Source organism: Polaribacter sp. Q13, from assembly GCF_016858305.2.
Lineage (GTDB): Bacteria > Bacteroidota > Bacteroidia > Flavobacteriales > Flavobacteriaceae > Polaribacter.
In genome coordinates, this window is the sequence record NZ_CP074436.1 from 2,885,160 (window position 1) to 2,909,347 (window position 24,188).

The window sequence follows — 24,188 nt, forward strand, 5'->3', positions numbered from 1 at the left end:
ATTTTTATGGTTTAAAGTAAAACCTAAAACTTTTTAACGTTTCAATATCCATTGAAAACGAAATGCCCATTTCCAAGAAATTTGTGCTTTTACATTTAATTTTTGAGAGATTCTTTCTAAATCTTTTCTTTTGAATCCTCTTAAAACAGATGTTAATCCGTCTTCAATAATCATTTTATTTTTAATAAAAAGTGACAACAACATAAATAAATAATACGCCAATTTATGTCGATGTAAATCGTTTATAACAATTCCTATTTTTGTCTGTTTTAAAGTGTCTCCTAAAAAAGAAACCAATTGTTCTTCTTTAAAATGATGCAAGAATAATGTTGCTAATACCACATCAAATTGTCTGTTTTTAAAGGTATCAGAAAAAATATCTTCCGTTTTAAAACTGAGTTCTGGGAATTCTGTTGATAATTCATTTGCGTATGCTATTGCTGTTGGGTTTGCATCAATACCTAACAACGTCATTTTATAGCCTTTCTTTCTTCCAAATTTTGCTACATCTCTTAAAATATCTCCATGACCACAACCAATATCGACAATGGTTAACTCTTTTTCTTTTGGGTGGTTTTTTAATACTTTTTTCAGGGAATTTAAAGTTACTAAATTTCCACCTAAATACCGATTTATATTTTCTAACTTATCTAAAGTATCTCGCAGCAAATCTCCGCCAATAGAAAAATCGTCCATTAATTCTTCTTTGTCTGTTCTATTTTTTGTGCTGATAAAAAAATCCATTAAATTTTCATTGGTTTACCATGTGTTTGCTTAATTATAATTGGTAATAAAAAAGGTAGTTTCTTTAAAATTTGCAACAAAATAGCTGCAATTCTTTCTTTTCGAAACAACATTGCAATAAAATGACCTGCTTTTAAACGCAAACTAAATTTTTTATTCCACTGTCTAATATATTGCTTTTCGAGCTCGTTTCTTGACTCAATTTCACCTTTTAAGTAATTTAAAATCAATTTAGAGGCAATTTGTGCAGACTGAATTGCCATACTCATTCCGTTTCCGCAAAGCGGATGAATCATTCCTGCAGAATCTCCGCACATTAAAATATGGTTTTCTACTGGTTTTTTGGTTTCAAAAGAAATTTGACTAATGGTTAATGGCTTCTCAAAAATAGCTTGAGAATTATTAAAAATTTCTTTTAAAAATTGATTTTTAAAAACGACTTGTTCCTGAAAATCATCAATATTTTTATACTTTTTAAAGGATGCATAATTGGTGATGTAACACAAATTAATCGCATTATTTTCCACTTTTGAAACACCACAATAACCACCTTTAAAGTTATGAAGCGCTACTAAATCTTCTTTAAAGCTCCCTTTTACATGAATTTTAACTCCTAAATAAGGTGATTTTTTTTTGATAAACTCACGTTCCATTTTTACATCTAATAAAGAACGTTTTCCAAAAGCTCCAATGGTAATTTTTGAAGTGAAAGTATTATTTTCTTTCGTTTCAACAGAAAAAACATCGTTTACAAAATCAACATTTACTACAGAATCTTTTAAAATTGTTACACCGTTTTTTATTGCTTTTTCTGATAAAATAAGATCTAATTGATAACGAGAAATCCCAAATCCACCCAAAGGTAATTTTGCCGAAATAAGATTATTCTTTGTAGTTGATAATTGAAAGTTTTCAATTTTAACAGCTCCAAAATCAAACGGATTAATCTCTAAAAAATCTAAATAAGGTAACACTTCATTCGAAATATATTCACCGCAAACCTTGTGTTTCGGGTATTCATTTTTCTCAATTAACAAAACCTTTTTATTAAATTTTGATAAATGAATTGCATTGCATAAACCCGCTAAACCGCCACCAATAATAATTACATCTGCAACTAAATTGCTTTTATTATAGCTATCTGCTTTTATAGGTTTTTTCATTTTAATCTATTGACTTTTACAATGCTTTTTCTAAACAAATACTATTTTCTATATCTTTATATTGTCCGTAATTTGGAATCTTTTTATAATTACATTTGGTATAAAACCTAACGGCTTCAACTTGTCTTTTACCAGTTTCTAGCACACATTTTTCATATTCTAATTCTTTAGCCCATATTTCTAATTCTAGTAATACTTTTTGAGCAATTCCTTTTCCTCTTTCATCCTGGGAAACAAACATTCTTTTTACCTCAACAGAAGTAGCATTAAACCTTTTTATTGCTCCGCAGCCAACTGCTTTTTTATCAACATAAACCACCACCACATTCTTTAAAACATCAATATTATTAAACTGATTCTAAAAAGCATGCTCTGCTCCATCCATCATTTTTAAATAAGCATCTAATTTCATTACCAAATTGATGAAATCTGGATTTTCAGAATCTGTTCTGATATTTTCATTTTTAGGTGTTCTAGACCTCACAGGTTTTTAAAACCTGTGAGGTCTATTTTTAGTATTCATATAAATGTTGATACAAGTTAAAAATTCCAAAACTTTATTTTGTCAAAATTCAAACTTTAATTGCACCCAAACTGGTTCTTTATTCTCAGTGTTTAAATTACCAAAAGACAAGCCCAATAAACGTACTGAATTGGTAATTTTATCTTGAAATAACAATTCTTTTACTACAGGAAAAAAGTCCTTCTTTGTCTGCATAAAATAATCTTTTGTCTTACTTCTTGTCTGTTGTGTAAAATCTGAATACTTAATTTTTAAAGTTATTGTTTTCCCTTTAGTATCAGATTTTAGCATCCGTCTTTCTAACTCTTCAGCAATTTTCTCTAACTTTTCTATCATAAAAATTTCAGAAGAAATGTTTTCGCTAAAAGTCCTTTCTGCAGCAACAGACTTTCTAATTCTGTTTGGTTTTACAGCACTATTATGGATTCCACGGACGATATTATAATAATGAGCACCAGATTTTCCGAAGGATTTAACCAATTCTTCTAACGTTTTTTTCTTTAAATCATTCCCAACAAAGATTCCTAAATTGTACATTTTAGCTGCAGTAACTTTACCTACTCCATAAAATTTATTGACTGGTAACTCCTCTAAAAACTGAATTACCTCATCTGGATGGACTGTTTTTTGTCCGTTTGGCTTGTTAATATCCGAAGCAACTTTTGCTATAAACTTGTTTATAGAAATGCCTGCGGAGGCTCTTAATCCAGTTTTTTCAAAAATTCGATCTCTAATTTCTCTCGCAATGGCATTTGCAGACGGATTTCCTTTCTTATTTTCTGTAACATCCAAATAAGCTTCATCTAAAGAAAGCGGCTCTACCAAATCTGTATATTCATAAAAAATTTCTCTAACCTGTTGTGATATTTCTTTGTAACGAGCAAAATCGCTATCCACAAAAATTAAATGCGGACATTTTTGTTTAGCTAACATACCGCTCATAGCAGATTTAACACCAAACTTACGAGCTTCATAACTTGCTGCAGAAATTACACCTCTTCTTCCTTCACCACCAACTGCAATTGCTTTCCCCCTTAATTCTGGATTATCTAATTCTGCTACAGATGCATAAAAAGCATCCATATCTACATGAATTATTTTTCTAAAAGGAGGTTGCAATTTCATGATTCGAAAGTACAAAATGAGGCATGATTTTTACTAATTACTTTAAACTTTGTCATTAACGAGGGCTTATATGCAAAGATTAGCGTCTATAATAAAAATGCTTAAACGTTATGTATTAACAATAAAGATCACCAAACCTGCATTATTTAATAAAATCTTACCCTTTAAAATCTTAACTCAAAAGCACCATCAATAAAACCAATTGTTTAATTGGGTTTCATAATGAAAGTTTCCTGTATTTATTCGACTTAAATCGTATATTTGCCCACAATTTAGATTTAATCTATTTAAAATTATGATAAAAGTTTCAGACACAGCAAAAAAGAAAGTCATAGAATTAATGACTGACGATGGCTTTAATGCAGTAACCGATTTTGTTCGAGTTGGTGTAAAAAGTGGTGGTTGTTCAGGTTTATCTTACGATTTAACTTTTGATAACAAACAAGAAGAAAACGATAAAGTTTTTGTAGAAAATGGTGTTAAAATCATAGTCGACAAAAAAAGCTTTTTATATTTAGTAGGAACAACCTTAGAATATTCTGGAGGTTTAAACGGAAAAGGGTTTGTCTTTAACAACCCAAACGCAAACAGAACATGTGGTTGTGGAGAAAGTTTCTCTCTTTAAAAATTTAAGAAAAAGATGGCAAAATATACCGAAGACGATTTAGAAAAAGAATTAGAAACCCAAGAATATAAATACGGTTTTTATACAGATATAGAAAGCGACACATTTCCTGTAGGATTAAGTGAAGATGTTGTACGTGCAATTTCTAAGAAGAAAAACGAGCCAGAATGGATGACTGAATGGCGTTTAGAAGCTTATAGAATTTGGGAAAAAATGGAAGAACCAGATTGGGCAAATGTTAATTACGAGAAACCAAAGTTTCAAGACATTGCGTATTATTCTGCTCCAAAAAAGAAACCTAAATTAAATAGTTTAGATGAAGTAGATCCAGAATTATTAGACACTTTTAAGCGTTTAGGAATTTCTTTAGATGAACAAAAAAAATTAGCCAATGTAGCAGTAGATATTGTTATGGATTCTGTTTCCGTTGCTACTACTTTTAAGAAAACATTAGGTGAAAAAGGTATTATTTTTATGCCAATTTCAGAAGCAATTCAAGAACACCCAGAATTGGTTAGAAAATATTTAGGAACCGTTGTACCAACAACAGACAACTTTTATGCAGCATTAAATTCGGCAGTTTTTTCTGATGGATCTTTCTGTTACATACCAAAAGGCGTTCGTTGTCCGATGGAACTTTCTACCTATTTTAGAATTAATGAAGGTGGAACAGGACAGTTTGAAAGAACTTTAGTTGTTGCAGACAAAGGTAGTTATGTTTCTTATTTAGAAGGATGTACTGCACCAAGTAGAGATGAAAATCAATTACACGCCGCTGTTGTAGAGTTAATTGCAATGGACGATGCAGAAATTAAATATTCTACAGTACAAAACTGGTATCCTGGTAATAAAGAAGGAAAAGGTGGTGTTTACAATTTTGTAACCAAAAGAGGATTGTGTGAAAACAATGCTAAAATTTCTTGGACTCAAGTAGAAACAGGTTCTGCTGTAACTTGGAAATATCCTTCTTGTATTTTAAAAGGAAATAACTCTGTAGGTGAATTTTATTCAATTGCAGTAACTAATAATTTTCAACAAGCAGATACCGGAACTAAAATGATTCACTTGGGTAAAAACACCAAGTCTACCATTATTTCTAAAGGAATTTCTGCTGGTAATTCTCAAAACTCTTATAGAGGTTTGGTACATGTTGGCGCAAGAGCAGAAAATGCACGTAACTTTTCGCAATGTGATTCTTTATTGATGGGTAATGCATGTGGAGCGCACACGTTTCCGTACATAGAAGCTAAAAATAAATCGGCACAAATAGAACACGAAGCAACTACAAGTAAAATTGGTGAAGACCAATTATTTTACTGTAACCAACGTGGTATAGATACAGAAAAAGCAATTGCTTTAATTGTAAACGGATTTAGTAAAGAGGTTTTAAATAAATTACCAATGGAATTTGCTGTGGAAGCTCAAAAATTATTGGAAATCAGTTTAGAAGGAAGTGTTGGATAATTAATTACCAACCCTAAAAAATATATAATTATAAAAATAATGCTTCTAGCCAAAAGCTAAAAGCCAATAGCATAAAAAGAATGTTAAAAATAGAAAATTTACAAGCAAGTATAGACGATAAATCAATTTTAAAAGGATTGAATTTAGAAGTAAAAGCAGGTGAAGTACACGCAATTATGGGACCTAATGGAGCTGGAAAAAGTACCTTAGCAAACATTATTGCCGGAAAAGAAGATTATGAAGTTACTGCCGGAACTATTGAATTAAATGGTGAAGATATTAGCGAATTAGCACCAGAAGAAAGAGCACATAACGGTGTATTTTTATCTTTTCAATATCCCGTAGAAATTCCTGGAGTTTCTGTAACCAACTTTATTAAAACGGCTATTAACGAAACTCGTAAATCTAAAGGTTTAGAAGACATGCCTGCAAAAGACATGTTAAAAATGATCAGAGAAAAATCTGAATTATTAGAAATAGACCGTAAATTCTTATCTCGTTCTTTAAACGAAGGTTTTTCTGGAGGAGAAAAGAAACGTAACGAAATTTTTCAAATGGCAATGCTAGAACCAAAATTAGCTATTCTAGATGAAACAGATTCTGGTTTAGATATTGATGCTTTGCGTATTGTTGCAAACGGAGTTAACAAATTAAAATCTAAAGACAACGCTGTTATTGTAATTACACACTACCAACGTTTATTAGATTATATCGTACCAGATTTTGTACACGTTTTATACGATGGTAAAATTGTAAAAAGTGGCGACGCTTCTTTAGCTTTAGAGTTAGAAGCTAAAGGATACGATTGGATAAAGCAAGAACTTGTATAAGTTCACAGTAAAATCAGTAGCAGTTTGTAGTAAGCAACTGCGTGTAAAATTAAGTTAAGAATAAAAAATAGTCAGTCAACAATAGTTTTATGAAAATTCATAAACTACCAACTGAAGACTGAGTACTGAAGACTGAAACAAATGGAATTAAAAGAAAAATTAATATCATCATATGTAGCTTTTGAAAACGGAATTGACATTAATTCTGATGTTCATGAAATTCGTTCTAAAGCATTTCAAAATTTTGAAGCGTTAGGTTTTCCTACAAAAAAATTAGAAGAATGGAAATACACGTCTTTAAACTCAGTTTTAAAACAAGACTATAGTATTTTTCCTAATAAGGCGAATAATATTGAATTGGCTGATGTAAAACAGTATTTTATACATGATATAGACACCTATAAAATTGTTTTTGTTGATGGAAAATACAGCTCGTTTTTATCTGAAACAACGCATGATACTGTAGATGTTTGTTTAATGTCTGCCGCTTTAACAAAGCCACAATACAAAGCTACCATAGAAAATTACTTTAATAAAATAGCAAAACAAGACAATTTAACATCGTTAAATACAGCATTTGCAAACGAAGGAGCTTATATAAATATTCCTAAAAATACAGAGGTAAAAAAACCAATTCAAATTATCAATTTTACTACGGGATCAGAAGCAGCAACCATGCTACAACCTAGAAATTTAATTGTTGTTGGAGAGAATTCTCATGTTCAAATTATAGAACGTCATCAAAGTTTAACAAGCAACCCTGTTTTAACAAATGCGGTTACAGAAATTTTTGCTGATAAAAGAACTTTTGTAGATTATTATAAGATTCAGAATGATGATATTAACGCATCATTAGTAGATAATACTTTTGTAGAACAAAAGTCTAACAGTGTTGTTTCTGTGCATACTTTTTCTTTTGGAGGAAATATCACTAGAAATAATTTAAACTTTTATCAAAAGGGAGAATACATAGATTCTATTTTAAAAGGAATTACAATTATTGAAGGAAAACAACATGTAGATCATTGTACTTTGGTACATCATATAGAACCAAATTGCGAATCTCATCAAGATTACAAAGGAATTTATGATGATCGTTCTACAGCTGTTTTTAATGGTAAAGTAATTGTAAATAAAGAAGCACAGAAAACAAATGCTTATCAACAAAATAATAATGTATTATTAAGTGATAAAGCAACAATTAATGCAAAACCTCAACTAGAAATTTTTGCTGATGATGTAAAATGTTCTCATGGTTGTACTATTGGTCAATTAGATGAAGATGCTTTATTTTACATGCAACAACGTGGTATTCCTAAAAAAGAAGGGAAAGCATTATTAATGTTTGCTTTTGCAAATACGGTTTTAGAAAGCGTTAAAATACCAGAGGTAAAACAACGTATTACCAAATTAATTGCAGAGAAATTAAACGTAAATATCGGATTCGATCTTTAAGCAACACAGTTGCTTTTTGTATAAAGATTAAACCACGCAATTGCGTGGTTTTTTTATGCTCAACAATTTTTGTAACTTTATAAAAACCAAAAATTATGAACAAAACAATTAAAACAGTATTATTAGTAGCCGGAGTAGTACTCCTCGTTTATGGAACTTACACAATGATTCAGCCTGAAACTCAAGTTTCTATTGGAGATTTAGATTTAATTAAATCTCAAGACAACACAAACTCATACATTACTATCGCTCTAGGCATTGCAGCTGTAGCGCTTAGTTTGATAAAAGGTAAAAGTTAATTTTATCCTTAACCATTTTATAAATCCATTATTTCTTAGTGGTCTTTATTCGTTAATCTCATCAATTATTTGCCAACGATACTTTTCTCTTATATATTTCTTTTGCTCCCTGTTTAAATTAATATAATCTGTAGCATACCCTTTCTGAGAAAACGCATCACGAAGTTCGTTAATCACCTTTTTTGAGCTTTCTAAAACCTGAAAGTATTCATAAAACTTAGTCTTTTCATTCTTATATATCCTTATTGATGTTACCCCTTTTTGGAAATACTTTTTTAGTTCTTTTGATAAGTCAACCTTATTTATAATTTTTCCATTAAAAGAATACTCTCCGTTTTTTAAAATTTTTATGGCAACTTCTTTAGACTCGTTTATGTTAGAATATGGTATGTAATTTTGTAGATAAACTCCTACACCTTTATTAGTTTTATAATAGAAAGGTTCTTTAGAATTTACTTTACTAGTAGCATAATAAAGCCTTCTACCTTCTATTTTAATTAATCGTTTTTTTAGATCGTCTACAAACTTTACTTCCAAATTTTCATCAACAAAAAGCACATATTGTACAAATGGTATTTCGGCTTCTGAAATCCATTTCCAATACTTAGATATACTTTTTTCAAAATCTATTAAATCAATTTCTTTTCCATCAACAATAAGTTTCTGATTATGAATTTCATTCGGAATTACAATATTTAAAATCAAAGATCGATGTACAATTTTCGTAGCAACTTCAGATTTTACAACATGAATATTATTCTTATATAAAACATTTTTACTTAAAATGCTTTTATTTATAAATTCATCATTTAAAATATGTATTTGTGATAATGCAAAAGAAAAAGACAGTGTAATGAATAGCGTGATAAAAAACCACTTTAATTTATGGCTCTTGAAAAACCCACGAATAGACATCCAAATTTGACCATAAAAAGCAACGAAGAATAAAATAAAAATGTATTTATTTTCTGAATAAAAATTAAATCCCTCATATCCAAAAGCTAGTAAGCTAATTAGAATCCCTAATCTTGAAAACCAACTTAGAAAAATCCAATTTGTTAGTCTTTGTTGATTAATTATTGATTTTACTTTATAATTATACTTTGATAAAAATGTTCTTGGAGTATCTAAAAAATAAGTAAGAATAAGGCTAAAAGCAAAATAAACAGCGATAAATGCAAATAAAAAATTATAAAACTGATTTGCTTTTTCTGTAATTAAAAATAACTCATAATCATGTAACAAGGCATCAAAAACGATGATTAGTTTTCTAAACAATTGAAGAAAAGAATAAAACACAACTGAAAAAACAACTCCATAAAAACAACCCACAAAAGCTTTTCTTTTAGAAATATCTAAAAAAAGGTAATGCTTCTTTTTATATGGATTTTTTAATGACATAATGTTTATTAATAATAGGGTTTCTATCTATTAGATAAATAACCCCTCACTTTGTTACGTTTTCTATGAACTCTTTTATTCAATAGAAGAAATAACACCTTTCAAAAAAGTATTTTCATCAAAATTTTTCAAACCAAAACGAACAATTACCATGTCTTGATCTGGTAAAACATATACACGTTGTCCTTGAAAACCATCTGCATAATACATGTTTTTAGGTACATCTTTAAAATGGTTTTCTGCATTTAGCCAAAACTGCGCTCCATAGGTTCCATTAGATGTTGGTGTTGGCGTCGTTATATAAGCTACCCATTCTTTGGTAAACAATTGTTCTCCGTTCCAATTTCCGTTTTTAAGGTATAAAAGCCCAAATTTACCCCAATCTCTAGCAGTTGCCCAAGAATATGAAGAACCTACGTAATTCCCGCTTAAATCGGCTTCTAAGACCATAGAACTCATCCCTATTTTATCAATAAAGTCAGTATACCAAAAATCTAAATATTCTTGATGGGTTTTAAACTGCGTTCTTAAAATTCCGGATAATAAATTGGTGGTTCCAGAAGAGTAATTCCAACTTTCGTTTGGAGTACCAACTAAAGGCTTATTTTCTTGCATTTTGGTCATGTCTCTTTCTAGAAATAGCATTTTAGTAGCATCTGAAATTTCTTCATAATTTTCATCCCATTCTAAACCAGAATTCATTTGCAATAAATTACTGATGGTAATATTTTTACGCTCATCATTCTGCCAAGATGCAACAGGAGCTTTGTCTTTTACATTCAATTTTCCTTGATGTTCTAAAACTCCATAAACAGTGCTTAATAAACTCTTTGTCATAGACCAACCCAATAATTTTGAGTCTTTATGAAACCCATCTGCATATTTTTCTGATATAATTTGATCTTTATAAATAACTACAACCGCTCTTGTTTTATTTATTGAATCAAACAAAAATTCAACAGATTCATCTATTTTATCATAATCTACATTTTTAAAAATAGTATCTTTTTGTGGTGCATTTCCATAGGGATAAGGTGTACTATTATCTGATTTTGATCTTTTAGGCACTAAATAATCTGCAGTTTCATCACCTTCCTCTAAAGTTAATACGGCTCCTAAACCTTTTCTATAAACAGCTTTTCTAGTTAATAAGCCAAAAGCAGAAGACGTTGCCGTTTTATTTTCTAAATCTATTTTATCTGAAGCCAAATTAACTGGAGAAAAATCATTGTCCGTTTTATCGGTAAATTCTAAAGTTCTGTTAGCCACATAAACAGAAGAAGCAATGTTTTTAGCGGAATAACCCGATAACATATTCAACTTTGGATAATTATAAATTACCGTAACTAAAAAAAGTATCAATACTAAAAGTAGAATTCGTTTAAAAATTTTCATCAGAAAAAGAGTTTAGTTATGTAAAAATAAGAAAATCATATTGGCTTTCTTACAAGTTTAAAAAATCAACCTTTATCTTTGTGTTTTAAATTGATTTTGTATGATAAATGTTGATAAAATTAGAGAAGATTTTCCAATTCTAAAAAGAATGGTTCACGGAAAGCCTTTGGTATATTTTGATAATGCTGCCACTTCACAAACACCACAAATTGTTATTGATACCATTGTAGATTATTATAGCAATTACAATGCTAATATTCACAGAGGTGTGCACACTTTAAGTCAAGAAGCTACAGATAAATATGAACAAGCACGTATTAAAATTCAGAAACATTTTAATGCAAAAGAAGCATATGAAATTATATTAACTTCTGGTACAACAGACAGTATTAATAGAGTTGCTGCTGGTTTTGCATCACTTTTAAATACAGGTGATGAAATAATTGTTTCTGCCTTAGAACATCATTCTAATATAGTGCCTTGGCAAATGTTGTGCGAAAAAACAGGCGCAATTTTAAAGGTAATTCCGATGTTAGAAGACGGTTCTTTAAACATGGAAGCGTATCATAATTTATTGAATGAGAAAACAAAATTAGTTTTTTGTAACCACGTTTCAAATGCCTTAGGAACGGTAAACCCTATTGAAGAAATTATTACTGCAGCACATAAAGTAAATGCGGCTGTTTTAATTGATGGAGCTCAGTCTACACCTCATATTAAGCCAGATGTACAGGCTTTAAATGTTGATTTTTATGTGGCTTCTGCTCATAAATTATGTGGCCCAACAGGAGTTGGAATGTTATATGGTAAACAAGAATGGTTAGAAAAACTACCTCCTTATCAAGGTGGTGGAGAAATGATTGCTACCGTTACTTTTGAGAAAACTACCTACGCAGGTTTGCCTCATAAATTTGAAGCAGGAACGCCAAATATTTGTGGAGGAATCGCTTTTGGAGCAGCAATAGATTATATGAATGCAGTTGGTTTTGATAATATTGCTGAATATGAAAGTGAGCTTTTAGCCTACGGAACGCAAGAACTTTTAAAAATTGAAGGCTTAAAAATTTACGGAACTACAAAAGACAAAACAGCTGTTATTTCTTTTAATGTGAATGATATTCATCCTTATGATATTGGTTCTATATTAGATAAATTAGGTATTGCTGTAAGAACCGGTCATCATTGCGCACAACCTATTATGGATTTTTATAAAATACCAGGAACTATAAGAGCTTCTTTCTCTTTCTACAATACAAAAGAAGAAATAGATGTTTTAGTTGCAGGAGTAAAAAGAGCAGTAATGATGTTATCATAATTACCGACTTAAAAAAACAAAAAAGGTTAAGAATTAAATTCTCAACCTTTTTTTTATGCTTAAAATTTTATTTATTTTTTATTGTAATGATGGCGAATAGTTTGTAGGATACTCTCCTGCTTTTGCTAAACCATTTGTAGCTGTCATAAAATTAGAACCATATTTTGTGTCTATAGCCGCTAAAATTTTATTAGCCATTAATGCATATCCTCTTGTTGTTAAATGAACTCCATCTAAACTTATTAAACCACCCGTAACTAAATTTGAAGTCATTGTATAATTGTCAAATAGAACTCCGCTTGTTGAAGCTTCATTTAAAATAGCATTTAAATCTACAAAAGCTAATCCTTTTGCACTAGCAACACTAGCAATTGTAACATTATAGCCATCTGTAGCCGTTTTAATTTCTAATTGCTCTTCTGGTGTTAACACCCATTTATCTGCTAACGGAAGTGTTACTCCTTCTGCAGAAAACTGACCAGCTAAAGCTTGTGGCAACCCTTTACTCATTAAAAATTGTAAAGAAGTAGTATTTACTTTACCTATTATTCCACTACTAGATAACACTATTAAATCTTTTGCAGTTGCAGGTCTTGCTTGTCCATAATATTGACCAAATAAAGAAGCAACTAATGGAGCAGCTTCCTTAGTAAGTCCGAATTGCTGAACAAAAGGAACAAAAGTAGAGCTAGATAGTAATCCTCCAGTAATTTGAGCAGAAACATCTGTTAAACTTTCATCTTTTATTACAACTGGATTTGTATTTTCTAAAGAAAATTCAATAATTCTATCTGTCTCACCTAAAGCTGTAAAAACTCTATTTATACCTCCGTAAACAGTGTTTAATGTAGGTATTTGAGCTTTAAGAGCCGCCCCTGTATCTTTATCATTAGGATCTAAAGGATTAAAAGGTACCGTTGTAAAATGAGGTAAATCTGTAATATAAGGCACATTGGTAATAACTCCTTCAGGACAAACGGCTGTTAATTGATTTACCATATCATTAAAAACAAAATTGAAAGTTGCTATTGGTGTAATTGGGTCTGTTCCATCTCCTCCAGAAGTAGCATACCCTAAAACATCATTTCCTCCAATTTCTGATAATGTAAAAAATGTTGGGTTTTGTGCAATTGCATATTCTAACATAGAAACGGATGGGGAATTAGCCATTCGTCCAAAATATGGGTTTAAACTTGCATAACCATTATAATCTATATGTGTACTTTTTGCTCCTGGCACTCCAACATTTGTAAAAATACTACCGTCTGCAGCCAAACTTTCTCCTGCATTTGTAGTTATTGTTGGAACTGGTGCTCCTAAACCTGTTAAAAATTCATTTAACCTTTCTGGAGTTGCTCCATTAAAAATTAATCGATATGATAAATCATCAATTCCAGGAACTGGAATTATCATACCACCGGTATTATCATTCATTAAAGGTTGATTAAAATCTCCTCCTCCGGCAGCTTTAAATTTAGTTGCTAAGATATTTGGAAAAGAGTTTTCTTGTGACGCTTTAAATAAAGCTCCGTCTGTATAACCTGCTGTAAAAGAAGCTCCAAGAGAAACATATTTAGATAAATCTAAACCATTTACATTTAATTGAACTTCTGGTACAGATTCTGCTGCAATTTCATCTAACTCATTATTTACATCACAAGATGTAAAACCAAGTGTTAAAAGAAACAATCCTATATATTTATAATTCTTCATTAAATTTTGTTTTTTTAGTTATTAATTGTCCAAGAAATGTAGTACTGAGAACCAATTGCACCAACACCTGGCGCACTTAAATATTCTTTACCTGTTAAGTTTGCTCCTCCTAATTTAAATACAGATTTCCAAGAAGGAACGCTGTAGTTAATTTGTGCATCTAACACTGTTCTAGAAGCAATTGTTGCATCTAAGAAAGTAGATTCCCATCTATATTTATCTTGCCACCTTGCATTGATATTAAAACCAAAGTTTTTAAACAATTCTCTTTTACCAAATTGTAATTTTACTTTATGCTCTGGAGTATTAAATCCTGCTTCAAAATCTGGATCAGAAGCTTGGTCAAAATCAAATTTAGCAAACGTATAGTTTAAGCCTAAGTTAAAGTCATTAAAAATCTTAGTATTTAAACCAATAGTTGCTCCGTAAGAGCTTATGTCTGCCGCAGAGTTTGTATACGTTTGAAATGCTACAAAATCTCCACTACCTAAAGCAACTAAAGACAACGGAACAGCAGCTCCACCCGGTCCTACTGGTGCTGTTTGTGTCATAGCAACATCTCCATAAAAAGGAACTACCACATTTTTATTTGCTATAAAATCTTCATATTGATTGTAATACACACTTAAATCTACGGTAATTTTATTAGTATCACCTGTATTTACCAAACCTCTATAACCAACTTCAAAAGCAGTTACTCTTTCTGGTTTTACCAAAGCAACATTTGCAGCGGTTGGAGCTGCAATTTTACCTGCAGCAAAATTTTGAACAGAGGTTGCAGAAAAGGCATTTTCATATGCAGATCTACCTGACACAGTAGTAGTACCAGAACCTGTAAAGTTTTGTCCTGTTCCACTAACAATTAATGGCTGTGTAGTATATCTATCTAAATTATCTGGTGCAGAACCCACTAAATAAGCTCTTCCTGCATTTAAACCAATGTATTGGTCTTGTGTTGTTGGGTTTCTAAAACCTGTTTGAAAAGAAGCTCTAAAGTTTTGATTTTTATGTTCCCCACCAGCATAGGCAAATGAAACTCTTGGAGAGAAGTTACCTTCAAAATTTTGTGCTTTGTCATAACGAATAGAAGCGGTTACTTTTAAACGGTCTTCTTCTAAAAATTTCTTTTGTGCCTGTGTGTATACACCATATTCATTATATTCTATTGGACCATCATAATCTGTAAAAATACTTCCGTTAGAATTTAAAGAATACAATCTGTAAGAACCTCCTACTTGAAACTCTGCCCAATCTATATAATCTTGTAAATTAAGGTTACCATCTGCATGGTAATATTTTGTATTATCTTGAAATTTGGCTCCTGTAGCTAAATCTGGATCTGAGGTTACTTTATCAAAAGCAGCTTCAAAACCAGCTGTACCAGGAAGTAGCCTTCCTGTTTCTGCCGTTTGTCTTGCAATTGCATGTGCTTGATCTGCATTTAAACCTGCTAAGGTTCCTTGTACAAAGGCTCCTGCATATTGCCCAAACCAAGTATTATCATCTTTCCATTCTCTATTAATATTAATAGCAGCAAAACGGGTATCATAAGAATTACCCGCATCTTCATTTGTTACATATCCTCTAACAAAGAAATTTTTACCTTTCAATTCTAATTTATGCTGCTCCATAAAGAAGTCTTTAATATTGTATCTATTGGTACCTTGATAGATGGTATTACCAATACCAAATTTAGAATTCCATATAATTTCTAAACGATCATTACCCCAAGGGCGATAATTTAAAGACCCAGCAAATTTTACACTTTTTGCTTCGTAAGCCATTAAATCTCTTTCATTATATCCAGTTCTACTTATACTTTCATTAGGCACTAGTGCAGATGCTCCTGCTGGTAAAATACCTAAACCTTCTAAAGTTTGTGCAACCCCTCTTAAGTTTGTAGAAACCTCATCTCCATAAATATTTAAACCATCATAGTTTCTATCAGAATTTCTATCTCCAGAAGCATACACTCCATCTTTTGTATTTCTATAATCTGTTGCATGCCATTCTTCTCCTTTTAAATAAGATAAAGTAGCTTTTGCTGCAAATTTTTCAGAAAAAGCATAGGCCATTCTAATGTTAAAATCATAAAATTCATTGTCTCCTGCAGCCTCTTGACTTGTCATTCCTGTTTTTAAAGAAACACTAATTCCTTGATCATCAAAAGGGTTTTTACTTGTCATAAACATAATACCATTAAAGGCATTTGCACCGTATAATGCAGAAGAAGCTCCTGGTAATAACTCTACAGTGTTTACATCTAATTCAGACATTCCTAATAAATTACCCAATGCAAAATTTAATGCTGGCGAAGAATTATCCATACCGTCTACCAACTGCATAAAACGAGTGTTTGAAAAGGTTGCAAAACCACGTGTGTTTACAGATTTAAACGTTAAACTATTGGTATTTACATCAACTCCTTTTAAATTTTCTAAACCGTCATAAAAAGAAGGTGCAGAAGTGTTTTTGATAGCTCTACTATCCATTCTTTCAATGGTAACTGGAGACTCCATAATTCGTTCTGGAGTTCTAGAAGCAGAAACTACTATTTCATCTAGAGAGGTTTCATTCTCTAATAAATTAACCATTACTTTTTGGTTGTTTTTTGTAATTTCTACCTTTTCTACATGAAATCCTAAAACAGAAATTTCTAAAGTAAAAGGCGGGTTTTCTGAAACATTAAATACAAACTGACCATCAAAATCTGTGGTTGTTCCTAAAGCTTTTCTAGAAATCTTAATGTTTGCACCAGGAATTGTTTCTCCTGTTTTAGCATCTGTAACAGTACCTGTAACCGTGGTTTGACCAACCATTGCTACACTACTAAAAACTATAAACGCAAGAAGTATAATTTTTTTTATCATAATTTGATTTTTTTGTTAGTTAAATGCAAAATACAATTTTTTTTGAATAATTCAATAAACAGGTATTTATTTTAAGGTTTTAATAAAATATAGCTCATATATTATCAAATATAAATTTAAAAATCTACACTTTCTCTTATAAATAAAAACAGTTAGTTATTGTACATTTGTACAACATAAAATTAATTTTTATTTGAATACAATTCAGAATATTTCTAATTTTTCTACTTCAGAAAAAACTTACGTAACCATTGGTACTTTTGATGGGGTACATTTTGGGCATCAAAAAATTATTGACAAGTTAGTTTTAGAGGCCAAAAAAGCGAATAGAAAATCTGTTTTACTTACTTTTTTTCCGCATCCTAGAATGGTATTACAAAAAGATACTACCATAGAATTGATTAATACAATTGAAGAGCGTGCAGAATTGCTAAAAAAAACAGGATTAGATTACTTAATTATTCATCCTTTTAGTAAAGAATTTTCTAAAATGACTGCACTTGAATTTGTGCGTAATGTTTTGGTAAATAAACTGAATATTTCTAAATTAATCATTGGCTACGATCATCATTTTGGAAAAAATAGAGAAGGTAACATTGTACAATTAACAGCATATAGCCATTTATATGATTTTGTTGTAGAAGAAATTCCGGCACAAGATATAGATGATGTTTCTGTGAGTTCTACCAAAGTAAGATCTGCTTTAGCGGAAGGAAATATAGAAACTGCTAACAATTATTTAGGCTACAATTTTATGCTTAGTGGTACTGTTGTAAACGGAAAAAAATTAGGTGGAAAAATTGGCTATCCAACAGCAAATATTGATGTAAAAGAATCTTATAAATTAATACCTAAAACGGGTGTTTACGTTGTAAAATCTACCATTAATGATAAAACCGTTTTTGGAGTGATGAATATTGGAAACAGACCAACGGTAGATGGAACTTACCAAACTATTGAAGTTCATTATTTTGATTTTAACCAAGATTTATACAACCAAAACTTAACCATAGAATTACTTCATTTTTTACGTGATGAAAATAAGTTTAGTTCCATTGATACCTTAATTGTTCAGATTAAGAAAGACGAACAAACTGCAAGGGATTATATAGCTAATAATATTAAGTAAATTTCTAATTATTTTCTATCCATTCTAATATGCGGAATACCATCTTCTAAGTACTCCTCACCTACTTGAATAAATTGATGCGTTTCATAGAATTTCTTTAAATATTTTTGAGCAGAAATTGTAATTTTATCCACTTTAAAATCATCTTTAATAGCTTTAATAGAAGCTTTTAATAAATCGTGTCCAAAACCATATTTTCTTTCTGAAGCTGCTACTACTACCCTACCAATACTGGCATTTTTAAAATAATCTCCTGGTTTAAAAATACGTGTATACGCCACAATTTTATGATCTTTTAAACCAAAAACATGTAGTGCTTTTTGATCTTTAAAATCTACATCTTGGTATACACAATCTTGTTCTACCACAAAAACTTCCGATCGTAATTGAAGTATACTATACAATTCTGTAGTATTTAATTCTGAAAAAGATTTTATTTTGAAATCCATGTTATATCAATTTAAAAGAAAAAATCACTCGATCTAATAGTTAGGTCGAGTGACATTTATTTATTTTTTATAAATTTTGTATCAAGAATATTTTAATAATTACCCAGCGCAAGAAATTTTATTTACTCTATCTCCATGTCTACCACCTTCAAATTCTGTAGAAAGAAAAATATCTACAAAACCCAATGCTTGTTGTAAAGACACAAAACGTGCAGGAATTGTAAGCACATTAGCATTATTATGTTGTCTTGTTAATGCAACCAATTCATTATTCCAACATAAGGCAGCTCTAATACCTTGGTGTTTATTAGCGGTCATTTGTGCCCCGTTACCAGAACCACATAAAATAATTCCCATTTCTGCTTTACCACTTTCTACAGCATTTGCTGTTGGATGTATTGCATCCGGATAATCCATAGAATCATTTGTGTCGGTTCCAAAATTTAGAATTTTATACCCTTTTTCTTCTAAATGTTTTATAATTTCGAATTTGTATTCTGTACCTGCGTGATCGTTACCAATGGCAATTGTCATAATAAATTGATTTTAATTGTGTTGTGGTCACAAAAATACAGAAACTAACGGTTATCAACAGTTATAAACAATCAAAAAAATAACTTTTTTAATAACCTTTTAATTTTTAACTCTTTAGCTATGTTAGGTAATTGTTAAGAACTATCAGTAAACTTTTACAAGTAAATTTGGTAATTTAAATAATTATTACAATACAGCCACTACTGTGACATACACAACTTTTTTTATGAGTTTTTGATAAAAGTTTATCAACATAAAATTAACCATTTGTTTACATCGATTTGGTTGTTAACTATTAAGAATTTTAAGTTCATTACTGTTTATAACTATTGTTAATAACTCTAATTTTAAATTGATTTTTAAGCTTTTAAGTAACTCATAACTTGTCAATGGTTTTTAATAACTGAAATATAAAAATAAATAGTGTTTTTTTTATAGTAGCTATTCACACACTATTATAACCATTATTGTTTTTTAAAAATTTATAAAAGAAAAATAATTATAATATAGAATGTTGATAACTGTTGAAAACGAAAAAAAGAGTTTCCTTTTAAAAATTAGAATTTAAGATTTAAAAAATAAAAATAGGGTAGGAGATAATAATATTAGGAGTACATAAAATTTAAACAAGTTCCTTTTCTGCTTTTAAAAGATACAAAGTGTCTTTTTGAATTTCTACAATTTCTTTTTGAGAATCGTGTTTATTTAAAGAAGTATTAACAGTTATTACAGTAACTAAAATACCTGTAATAAATATAAAAATGAATAAAGCGATAATTTTGTGTAGTTTTTTCATCCTAATAGTTTGATACTCTACTTTAAAGACGTATAATTATTTAAAAATTACTAAATATTTAACATTTTATTAAGAAAAAGTTAATTCACCACAAAATTTATGGCTTTTTCAATAATTTTTACGGATACTTTTCCGGTATCAATCACTTCTCCATCTGCTTGAATAAAAGGTTTTGAGGTTTGTGGAATTACAGTTATCTCTTTCGTTTTATACGTTTCAATTTTTTTATGATGTACAATTTTACCAGAGTATAATTTAGGAAGATTAAAAATTAGATCGAAGATAGTGAGGTTTTTAGCAATGGTAATATCTAATAAACCATCGGTAGTATTTACATTTTTTGTAAACTGCATTCCGCCACCAGAAAATTTACAAATACCAAAAACAGTCATTAAACAATTAGTTTCTAGTATTTTATCATCAAAAATAATTTTAAACACTGTTTTTTTATAAAATAATAACCCCGCTATTCCGCTTAATATATACGCTAGAGAGCCAAAATTTTTTAAATTTTTAAGTTTATTAACAATGTAACCATCATAGCCTAAACCTGCTACATTATTAAAAAAAACAGTTCTATTATCAGTTTCTAAAACACCAATATCTTGTAAAATAATGTTCTTTTTATGAATGATTTCAATCGCTTTTTTAACGTTATTAGGTATGTTATACGTCTTTATCCAATCGTTACCAGTTCCTTGTGGAATTACAGCAATAGTTATATCAGAAGTTTTTGCGTACCTTTGCGTCATTATTCCGTTAACTACGTTATGTAGTGTTCCATCTCCACCAATCGAAATAATATTTCTAAAACCTTGTTGAATTGCGGTATTCACCAATTCAATTTCGTGTTTAGAAAATTTTGTAAAAGCAAAAGAAAAGTCTATTTTCTTATTGTTTAATAATTGTTGAATTTCCTTCCATTGTTTAGAAAAATTCCGATTTCCAGAAATAGGATTTGCAATTATAAACCAAGATGTAGACATAAAAATAATAATTAAAGTAAGCCCAAAATACAATAATAGATTGATAACTATTTTTTAATAGGCAATCACAGTAAAAATTTGTAATTTGGTATCATATAATAAGAAGTAAGAATTAATGACAAAAAAGAAGAAAAAAATATATAAAAAGAAAGGGAATGTTGTAAAAGACTTAACCAGAAATATATTTAAAGTATTAAAACAAGACAGCGAAAAATCTTATAATCATAAGCAAATTGCTGCAAAATTAAAAATTTCTGATACGGATGGGAAAACCCAAATAATTAAGAAATTAGCAGAATTAGCTGCAACTAAAGAAATTAAAGAAGTAGAAAGAGGTAAGTTTCAAGTTAATCTTGATAGAAAATATTCTATTGGTACTTTAGATGTAACTTCTACCGGAAATGGGTATTTTGTAACAGATGATTATGAAGACGATATTTTTATACCAAATATTAATTTGGGTAAAGGTTTACATAATGATACTGTAAAAGCGTATGTTTATAAAAGACGAAGTGGAAAAAAATATGAAGCCGATGTTGTAGAAATTATTGAACGTGCAAAAACAGAATTTGTAGGTGTTTTACAGAAAAGTAAAACCAAAAATTTTGGTTTTGTAGTGCCAGATAATAACAAAATGTACGCAGATATTTTTATATCTGAAAGTAAATTAAATGGGGCAGTAGACGGAGATAAAGTGCAAGCTACTTTGTTAGATTGGCCTAAAAATTCTAAAAATCCTTTCGGAGAAATTACCACAGTTCTTGGTAAACCAGGAGATCATAATACAGAAATGCATTCTATTTTATTAGAATATGGTTTGCCATATGAGTTTGAGCCAGAAGTAGAAAAAGAAGCAGAATCGTTATCTACAGAAATTACAGAAAAAGAAATTTCTAAGCGTAGAGACATGCGTAAAGACTTAACTTTTACGATAGATCCTAAAGATGCAAAAGATTTTGATGATGCATTATCATTTACAAAATTAGAAAACGGGAATTACGAAATTGGAATTCATATTGCAGATGTTTCGCATTATTTACAACCAAAAACTATTTTAGACGATGAAGCTTATAAAAGAGCAACATCTGTATATTTAGTAGATAGAGTAGTGCCAATGTTACCAGAAATGCTGTCTAACGGAGTATGTTCTTTAAGGCCACATGAAGAAAAATTAACTTTTTCTGCCGTGTTTGAATTGAATGAAAAAGCACAATTAGTAGGTGAGTGGTTTGGTAGAACGGTAACGTATTCAGACCAACGTTTTGCGTATGAAGAAGCACAATCTATTATAGAAAATGTAAAATTATCTGATGATGTTCAGCCATATACAATGCCAGAAGATATTTCTATTACAGATGAATCTTATGTAGTAGCACCAGAAGTTGTAGAAGCTACTTTAAAATTAGATGAATTGGCAAAAATTCTTCGTAAAAAAAGAATGAAAGCTGGAGCCATTTCTTTTGATAGGGTAGAGGTAAAATTTAATTTAGATGAAGAAGCAAACCCAGTGGGTGTTTTCTTTAAAGAATCTAAAGATGCTAACAAATTAATTGAAGAATTTATGTTGTTAGCGAATAGAAAAGTAGCGGAGTTTGTTGGTTTTTCTAAAGGAAAAGCAACAAACAAAACGTTTATTTATAGGGTACATGATGAACCAGATGTAGAAAAACTGGCTTCTTTAGAAAATATGGTTCGTAAGTTTGGGTATAAAATTAATACGGATACTAAACAAGCTACATCAGATTCTTTAAATAAGTTATTAAGTGATGTACATGGTAAAGCAGAATCTAACATGATTGAGACTTTAACCATTAGAACCATGTCTAAAGCAGTGTATACAACTCAAAATATTGGGCATTATGGATTGGCTTTTGATTATTACAGCCATTTTACGTCACCTATTAGACGTTATCCAGATGTAATGACACACAGACTGCTTCAACACTATTTAGATGGCGGAGATAGCCCAAAAGCAGATCCTTATGAAGAAAAATGTAAACATTCATCAAACAGAGAAGAATTAGCTTCTAAAGCAGAAAGATCATCTATTAAATACATGCAAGTAAAATACATGCAAGATCATAAAGATGAAATTTTTGATGGTGTTATTACAGGAGCTACCGAATGGGGTATTTATGTAGAAATTTCTTCTAATAAATGTGAGGGAATGGTAAGACTTAGAGATATAAAGAGTGATCATTATATTTTTGATGAAAAACAATATGCAATTATTGGTCAAGCTTCTAAAAATATGTATCAATTAGGTGATGATGTTAAAGTAAGAGTTAAACATACAGATTTAGAAAGAAAGCATTTAGATTTTGCTTTAATAGAAGATTAAATATAAAATTTTAATAACAGGTATATATCCAAGTATTTAATTTACAGATAATTGTGTTAAAATGAAAAATAGTTGTTTCAGAAGCACACTTCTTAGCCTTGGATTGAGTTTGTTGATTAAATTTTTGATATAGAATTCCCGCAGCTGCGGGAATTTCAATATAAATAATGAAATTTTACTACTTGAGAGGTAATAACTTTATTATTTTTGCGACAATAAAAAGCGTAAAAAGTCTTTATAGTGGTATACTTATTGATTTTAATATAGTAATCAAATTTTAAAATAATGAAAAAAATAATATTTATATGTGCTCTTATGTTAAGTTATATAACAATTGCACAGACAATGGTAACTAAAAATTTAGGAGATTATTCTGAATTGAAAGTGTATAACGGAATAGAGTTAGAGTTGATAAAATCTGCGGATCAAAAATTAGAAATTACTGGAGAAAAATCTGAAATGGTAAAAATTAAGAATGTAAATAACACCTTAAAATTATCATTACCATTTTCTTTAAAACCAGAAAATAATGCTGCAGACGGCAAAATTTTAATAAAACTATATTACAATAAAAATATAGCTATTATAGATGCAAATGAAGGTGCTACTATTACTGGTAAAGATGTAAATCAAGATAAATTAGAAGTAAAATCGCAAGAAAGAGCTTTTATTAATCTAACATCTAAAGTTAAATATTTAACGGTTAGGACGTCTTCTGGAGGGATTATTAAACTTACAGGTAGTGCAGAAAGCCAAGAAGTAGATGTAGATTTATATGGTGTTTATAATGGTTTTGAAATGAAAATTTCTGGTAATTCTAATATTTTAGCAGGAACAGGAGCAAAAGCAGAAATTTTAGCAGGAAAATCTTTAAGTGCTAAAGTAAGTTTTGGAGGATCTATATTTTACAAAGGAAATCCGAAAGTTGTTAAAGATAAAAAAGTAATTGGAGGTATTATTCAAAAAAGAAATTAACAACTGTTGCTGTAATATGCTTTTTTGTATATTTGCAACATTAAATTAAAGAAAAC

General features: G+C 29.9%; 20 protein-coding genes and 1 pseudogene. 9 read left to right on the forward strand and 12 right to left on the reverse strand.

Features of this window, described 5'->3' with window-relative positions:
• Positions 1-33: 33 nt before the first annotated feature.
• From JOP69_RS12040 to dinB, 4 genes and pseudogenes are all read right to left on the reverse strand, one after another.
• A complete protein-coding gene (locus JOP69_RS12040; RefSeq protein WP_203392836.1) occupies positions 34-744 on the reverse strand; it encodes a methyltransferase domain-containing protein in 711 nt (236 codons plus the stop codon).
• Positions 744-1,907 (reverse strand): NAD(P)/FAD-dependent oxidoreductase, encoded by a 1,164-nt coding sequence (locus tag JOP69_RS12045; protein ID WP_203392837.1) that lies wholly within the window; start codon positions 1,905-1,907, stop codon positions 744-746. The genes JOP69_RS12040 and JOP69_RS12045 overlap by 1 nt, the downstream gene beginning before the upstream one ends.
• Positions 1,908-1,923: 16 nt before the next feature.
• Positions 1,924-2,319 (reverse strand): annotated as a pseudogene (locus tag JOP69_RS12050) (GNAT family N-acetyltransferase).
• 153 nt (positions 2,320-2,472) lie between these two features.
• The gene (dinB, locus tag JOP69_RS12055; protein ID WP_203392838.1) at positions 2,473-3,555 is read right to left on the reverse strand and encodes a DNA polymerase IV; all 1,083 of its coding nucleotides are present in this window, start codon (positions 3,553-3,555) and stop codon (positions 2,473-2,475) included.
• A 295-nt stretch (positions 3,556-3,850) separates the two neighbouring features.
• On the opposite strand from dinB, the gene JOP69_RS12060 reads away from it, so the two are divergent.
• From JOP69_RS12060 to JOP69_RS12080, 5 genes are all read left to right on the forward strand, one after another.
• Positions 3,851-4,180: an iron-sulfur cluster assembly accessory protein gene (locus JOP69_RS12060; RefSeq protein ID WP_203392839.1), complete on the forward strand. Its 330-nt coding sequence runs from the start codon at positions 3,851-3,853 to the stop codon at positions 4,178-4,180.
• A 15-nt stretch (positions 4,181-4,195) separates the two neighbouring features.
• Entirely contained in the window at positions 4,196-5,644 is a 1,449-nt protein-coding gene (gene sufB, locus JOP69_RS12065; RefSeq protein ID WP_203392840.1) for a Fe-S cluster assembly protein SufB, read from the forward strand.
• Positions 5,645-5,724: 80 nt separating this feature from the next.
• A complete protein-coding gene (sufC, locus tag JOP69_RS12070) occupies positions 5,725-6,474 on the forward strand; it encodes a Fe-S cluster assembly ATPase SufC (RefSeq protein WP_203392841.1) in 750 nt (249 codons plus the stop codon).
• Positions 6,475-6,615: 141 nt separating this feature from the next.
• Positions 6,616-7,929, forward strand: coding sequence for a Fe-S cluster assembly protein SufD (gene sufD / locus JOP69_RS12075; RefSeq protein ID WP_203392842.1), 1,314 nt, complete (start codon positions 6,616-6,618; stop codon positions 7,927-7,929).
• Positions 7,930-8,024: 95 nt separating this feature from the next.
• On the forward strand, positions 8,025-8,228 hold the full coding sequence (locus JOP69_RS12080; RefSeq protein WP_203392843.1) for a hypothetical protein: 204 nt from the start codon (positions 8,025-8,027) through the stop codon (positions 8,226-8,228).
• A 45-nt stretch (positions 8,229-8,273) separates the two neighbouring features.
• Here JOP69_RS12080 and JOP69_RS12085 read toward each other — a convergent pair whose 3' ends face one another.
• Positions 8,274-9,629 (reverse strand): hypothetical protein, encoded by a 1,356-nt coding sequence (locus JOP69_RS12085; RefSeq protein ID WP_203392844.1) that lies wholly within the window; start codon positions 9,627-9,629, stop codon positions 8,274-8,276.
• Positions 9,630-9,704: 75 nt separating this feature from the next.
• Entirely contained in the window at positions 9,705-11,024 is a 1,320-nt protein-coding gene (locus tag JOP69_RS12090; RefSeq protein ID WP_203392845.1) for a serine hydrolase, read from the reverse strand.
• A gap of 100 nt (positions 11,025-11,124) precedes the next feature.
• On the opposite strand from JOP69_RS12090, the gene JOP69_RS12095 reads away from it, so the two are divergent.
• Positions 11,125-12,339 carry a cysteine desulfurase gene (locus JOP69_RS12095; RefSeq protein ID WP_284041328.1) on the forward strand — a complete coding sequence of 405 codons (1,215 nt, stop codon included), beginning with the start codon at positions 11,125-11,127 and terminating at the stop codon, positions 12,337-12,339.
• Between the two features lie 78 nt (positions 12,340-12,417).
• Here JOP69_RS12095 and JOP69_RS12100 read toward each other — a convergent pair whose 3' ends face one another.
• Complete coding sequence (locus JOP69_RS12100) at positions 12,418-14,052, reverse strand: G-D-S-L family lipolytic protein (RefSeq protein WP_203392846.1); 1,635 nt, start codon at positions 14,050-14,052, stop codon at positions 12,418-12,420.
• Between the two features lie 14 nt (positions 14,053-14,066).
• Positions 14,067-16,922 (reverse strand): TonB-dependent receptor, encoded by a 2,856-nt coding sequence (locus JOP69_RS12105; RefSeq protein ID WP_203392847.1) that lies wholly within the window; start codon positions 16,920-16,922, stop codon positions 14,067-14,069.
• A 193-nt stretch (positions 16,923-17,115) separates the two neighbouring features.
• On the opposite strand from JOP69_RS12105, the gene JOP69_RS12110 reads away from it, so the two are divergent.
• A complete protein-coding gene (locus JOP69_RS12110) occupies positions 17,116-18,051 on the forward strand; it encodes a bifunctional riboflavin kinase/FAD synthetase (RefSeq protein ID WP_203392848.1) in 936 nt (311 codons plus the stop codon).
• Positions 18,052-18,059: 8 nt separating this feature from the next.
• On the opposite strand, the gene JOP69_RS12115 is transcribed toward JOP69_RS12110, so the two are convergent.
• The 4 genes from JOP69_RS12115 to JOP69_RS12130 form a co-directional block, all read right to left on the reverse strand.
• A complete protein-coding gene (locus JOP69_RS12115; protein WP_203392849.1) occupies positions 18,060-18,500 on the reverse strand; it encodes a GNAT family N-acetyltransferase in 441 nt (146 codons plus the stop codon).
• A 99-nt stretch (positions 18,501-18,599) separates the two neighbouring features.
• The gene (gene rpiB / locus JOP69_RS12120; protein ID WP_203392850.1) at positions 18,600-19,034 is read right to left on the reverse strand and encodes a ribose 5-phosphate isomerase B; all 435 of its coding nucleotides are present in this window, start codon (positions 19,032-19,034) and stop codon (positions 18,600-18,602) included.
• A gap of 622 nt (positions 19,035-19,656) precedes the next feature.
• On the reverse strand, positions 19,657-19,830 hold the full coding sequence (locus JOP69_RS12125; protein WP_203392851.1) for a hypothetical protein: 174 nt from the start codon (positions 19,828-19,830) through the stop codon (positions 19,657-19,659).
• An 80-nt stretch (positions 19,831-19,910) separates the two neighbouring features.
• On the reverse strand, positions 19,911-20,816 hold the full coding sequence (locus JOP69_RS12130; RefSeq protein WP_203392852.1) for a diacylglycerol kinase family protein: 906 nt from the start codon (positions 20,814-20,816) through the stop codon (positions 19,911-19,913).
• Positions 20,817-20,931: 115 nt separating this feature from the next.
• Here JOP69_RS12130 and rnr point away from each other — a divergent pair, with 115 nt between their 5' ends.
• Positions 20,932-23,157 (forward strand): ribonuclease R, encoded by a 2,226-nt coding sequence (rnr, locus tag JOP69_RS12135; RefSeq protein ID WP_203392853.1) that lies wholly within the window; start codon positions 20,932-20,934, stop codon positions 23,155-23,157.
• A 285-nt stretch (positions 23,158-23,442) separates the two neighbouring features.
• Positions 23,443-24,132: a head GIN domain-containing protein gene (locus JOP69_RS12140; protein ID WP_203392854.1), complete on the forward strand. Its 690-nt coding sequence runs from the start codon at positions 23,443-23,445 to the stop codon at positions 24,130-24,132.
• The last annotated feature ends 56 nt before the right edge of the window (positions 24,133-24,188 follow it).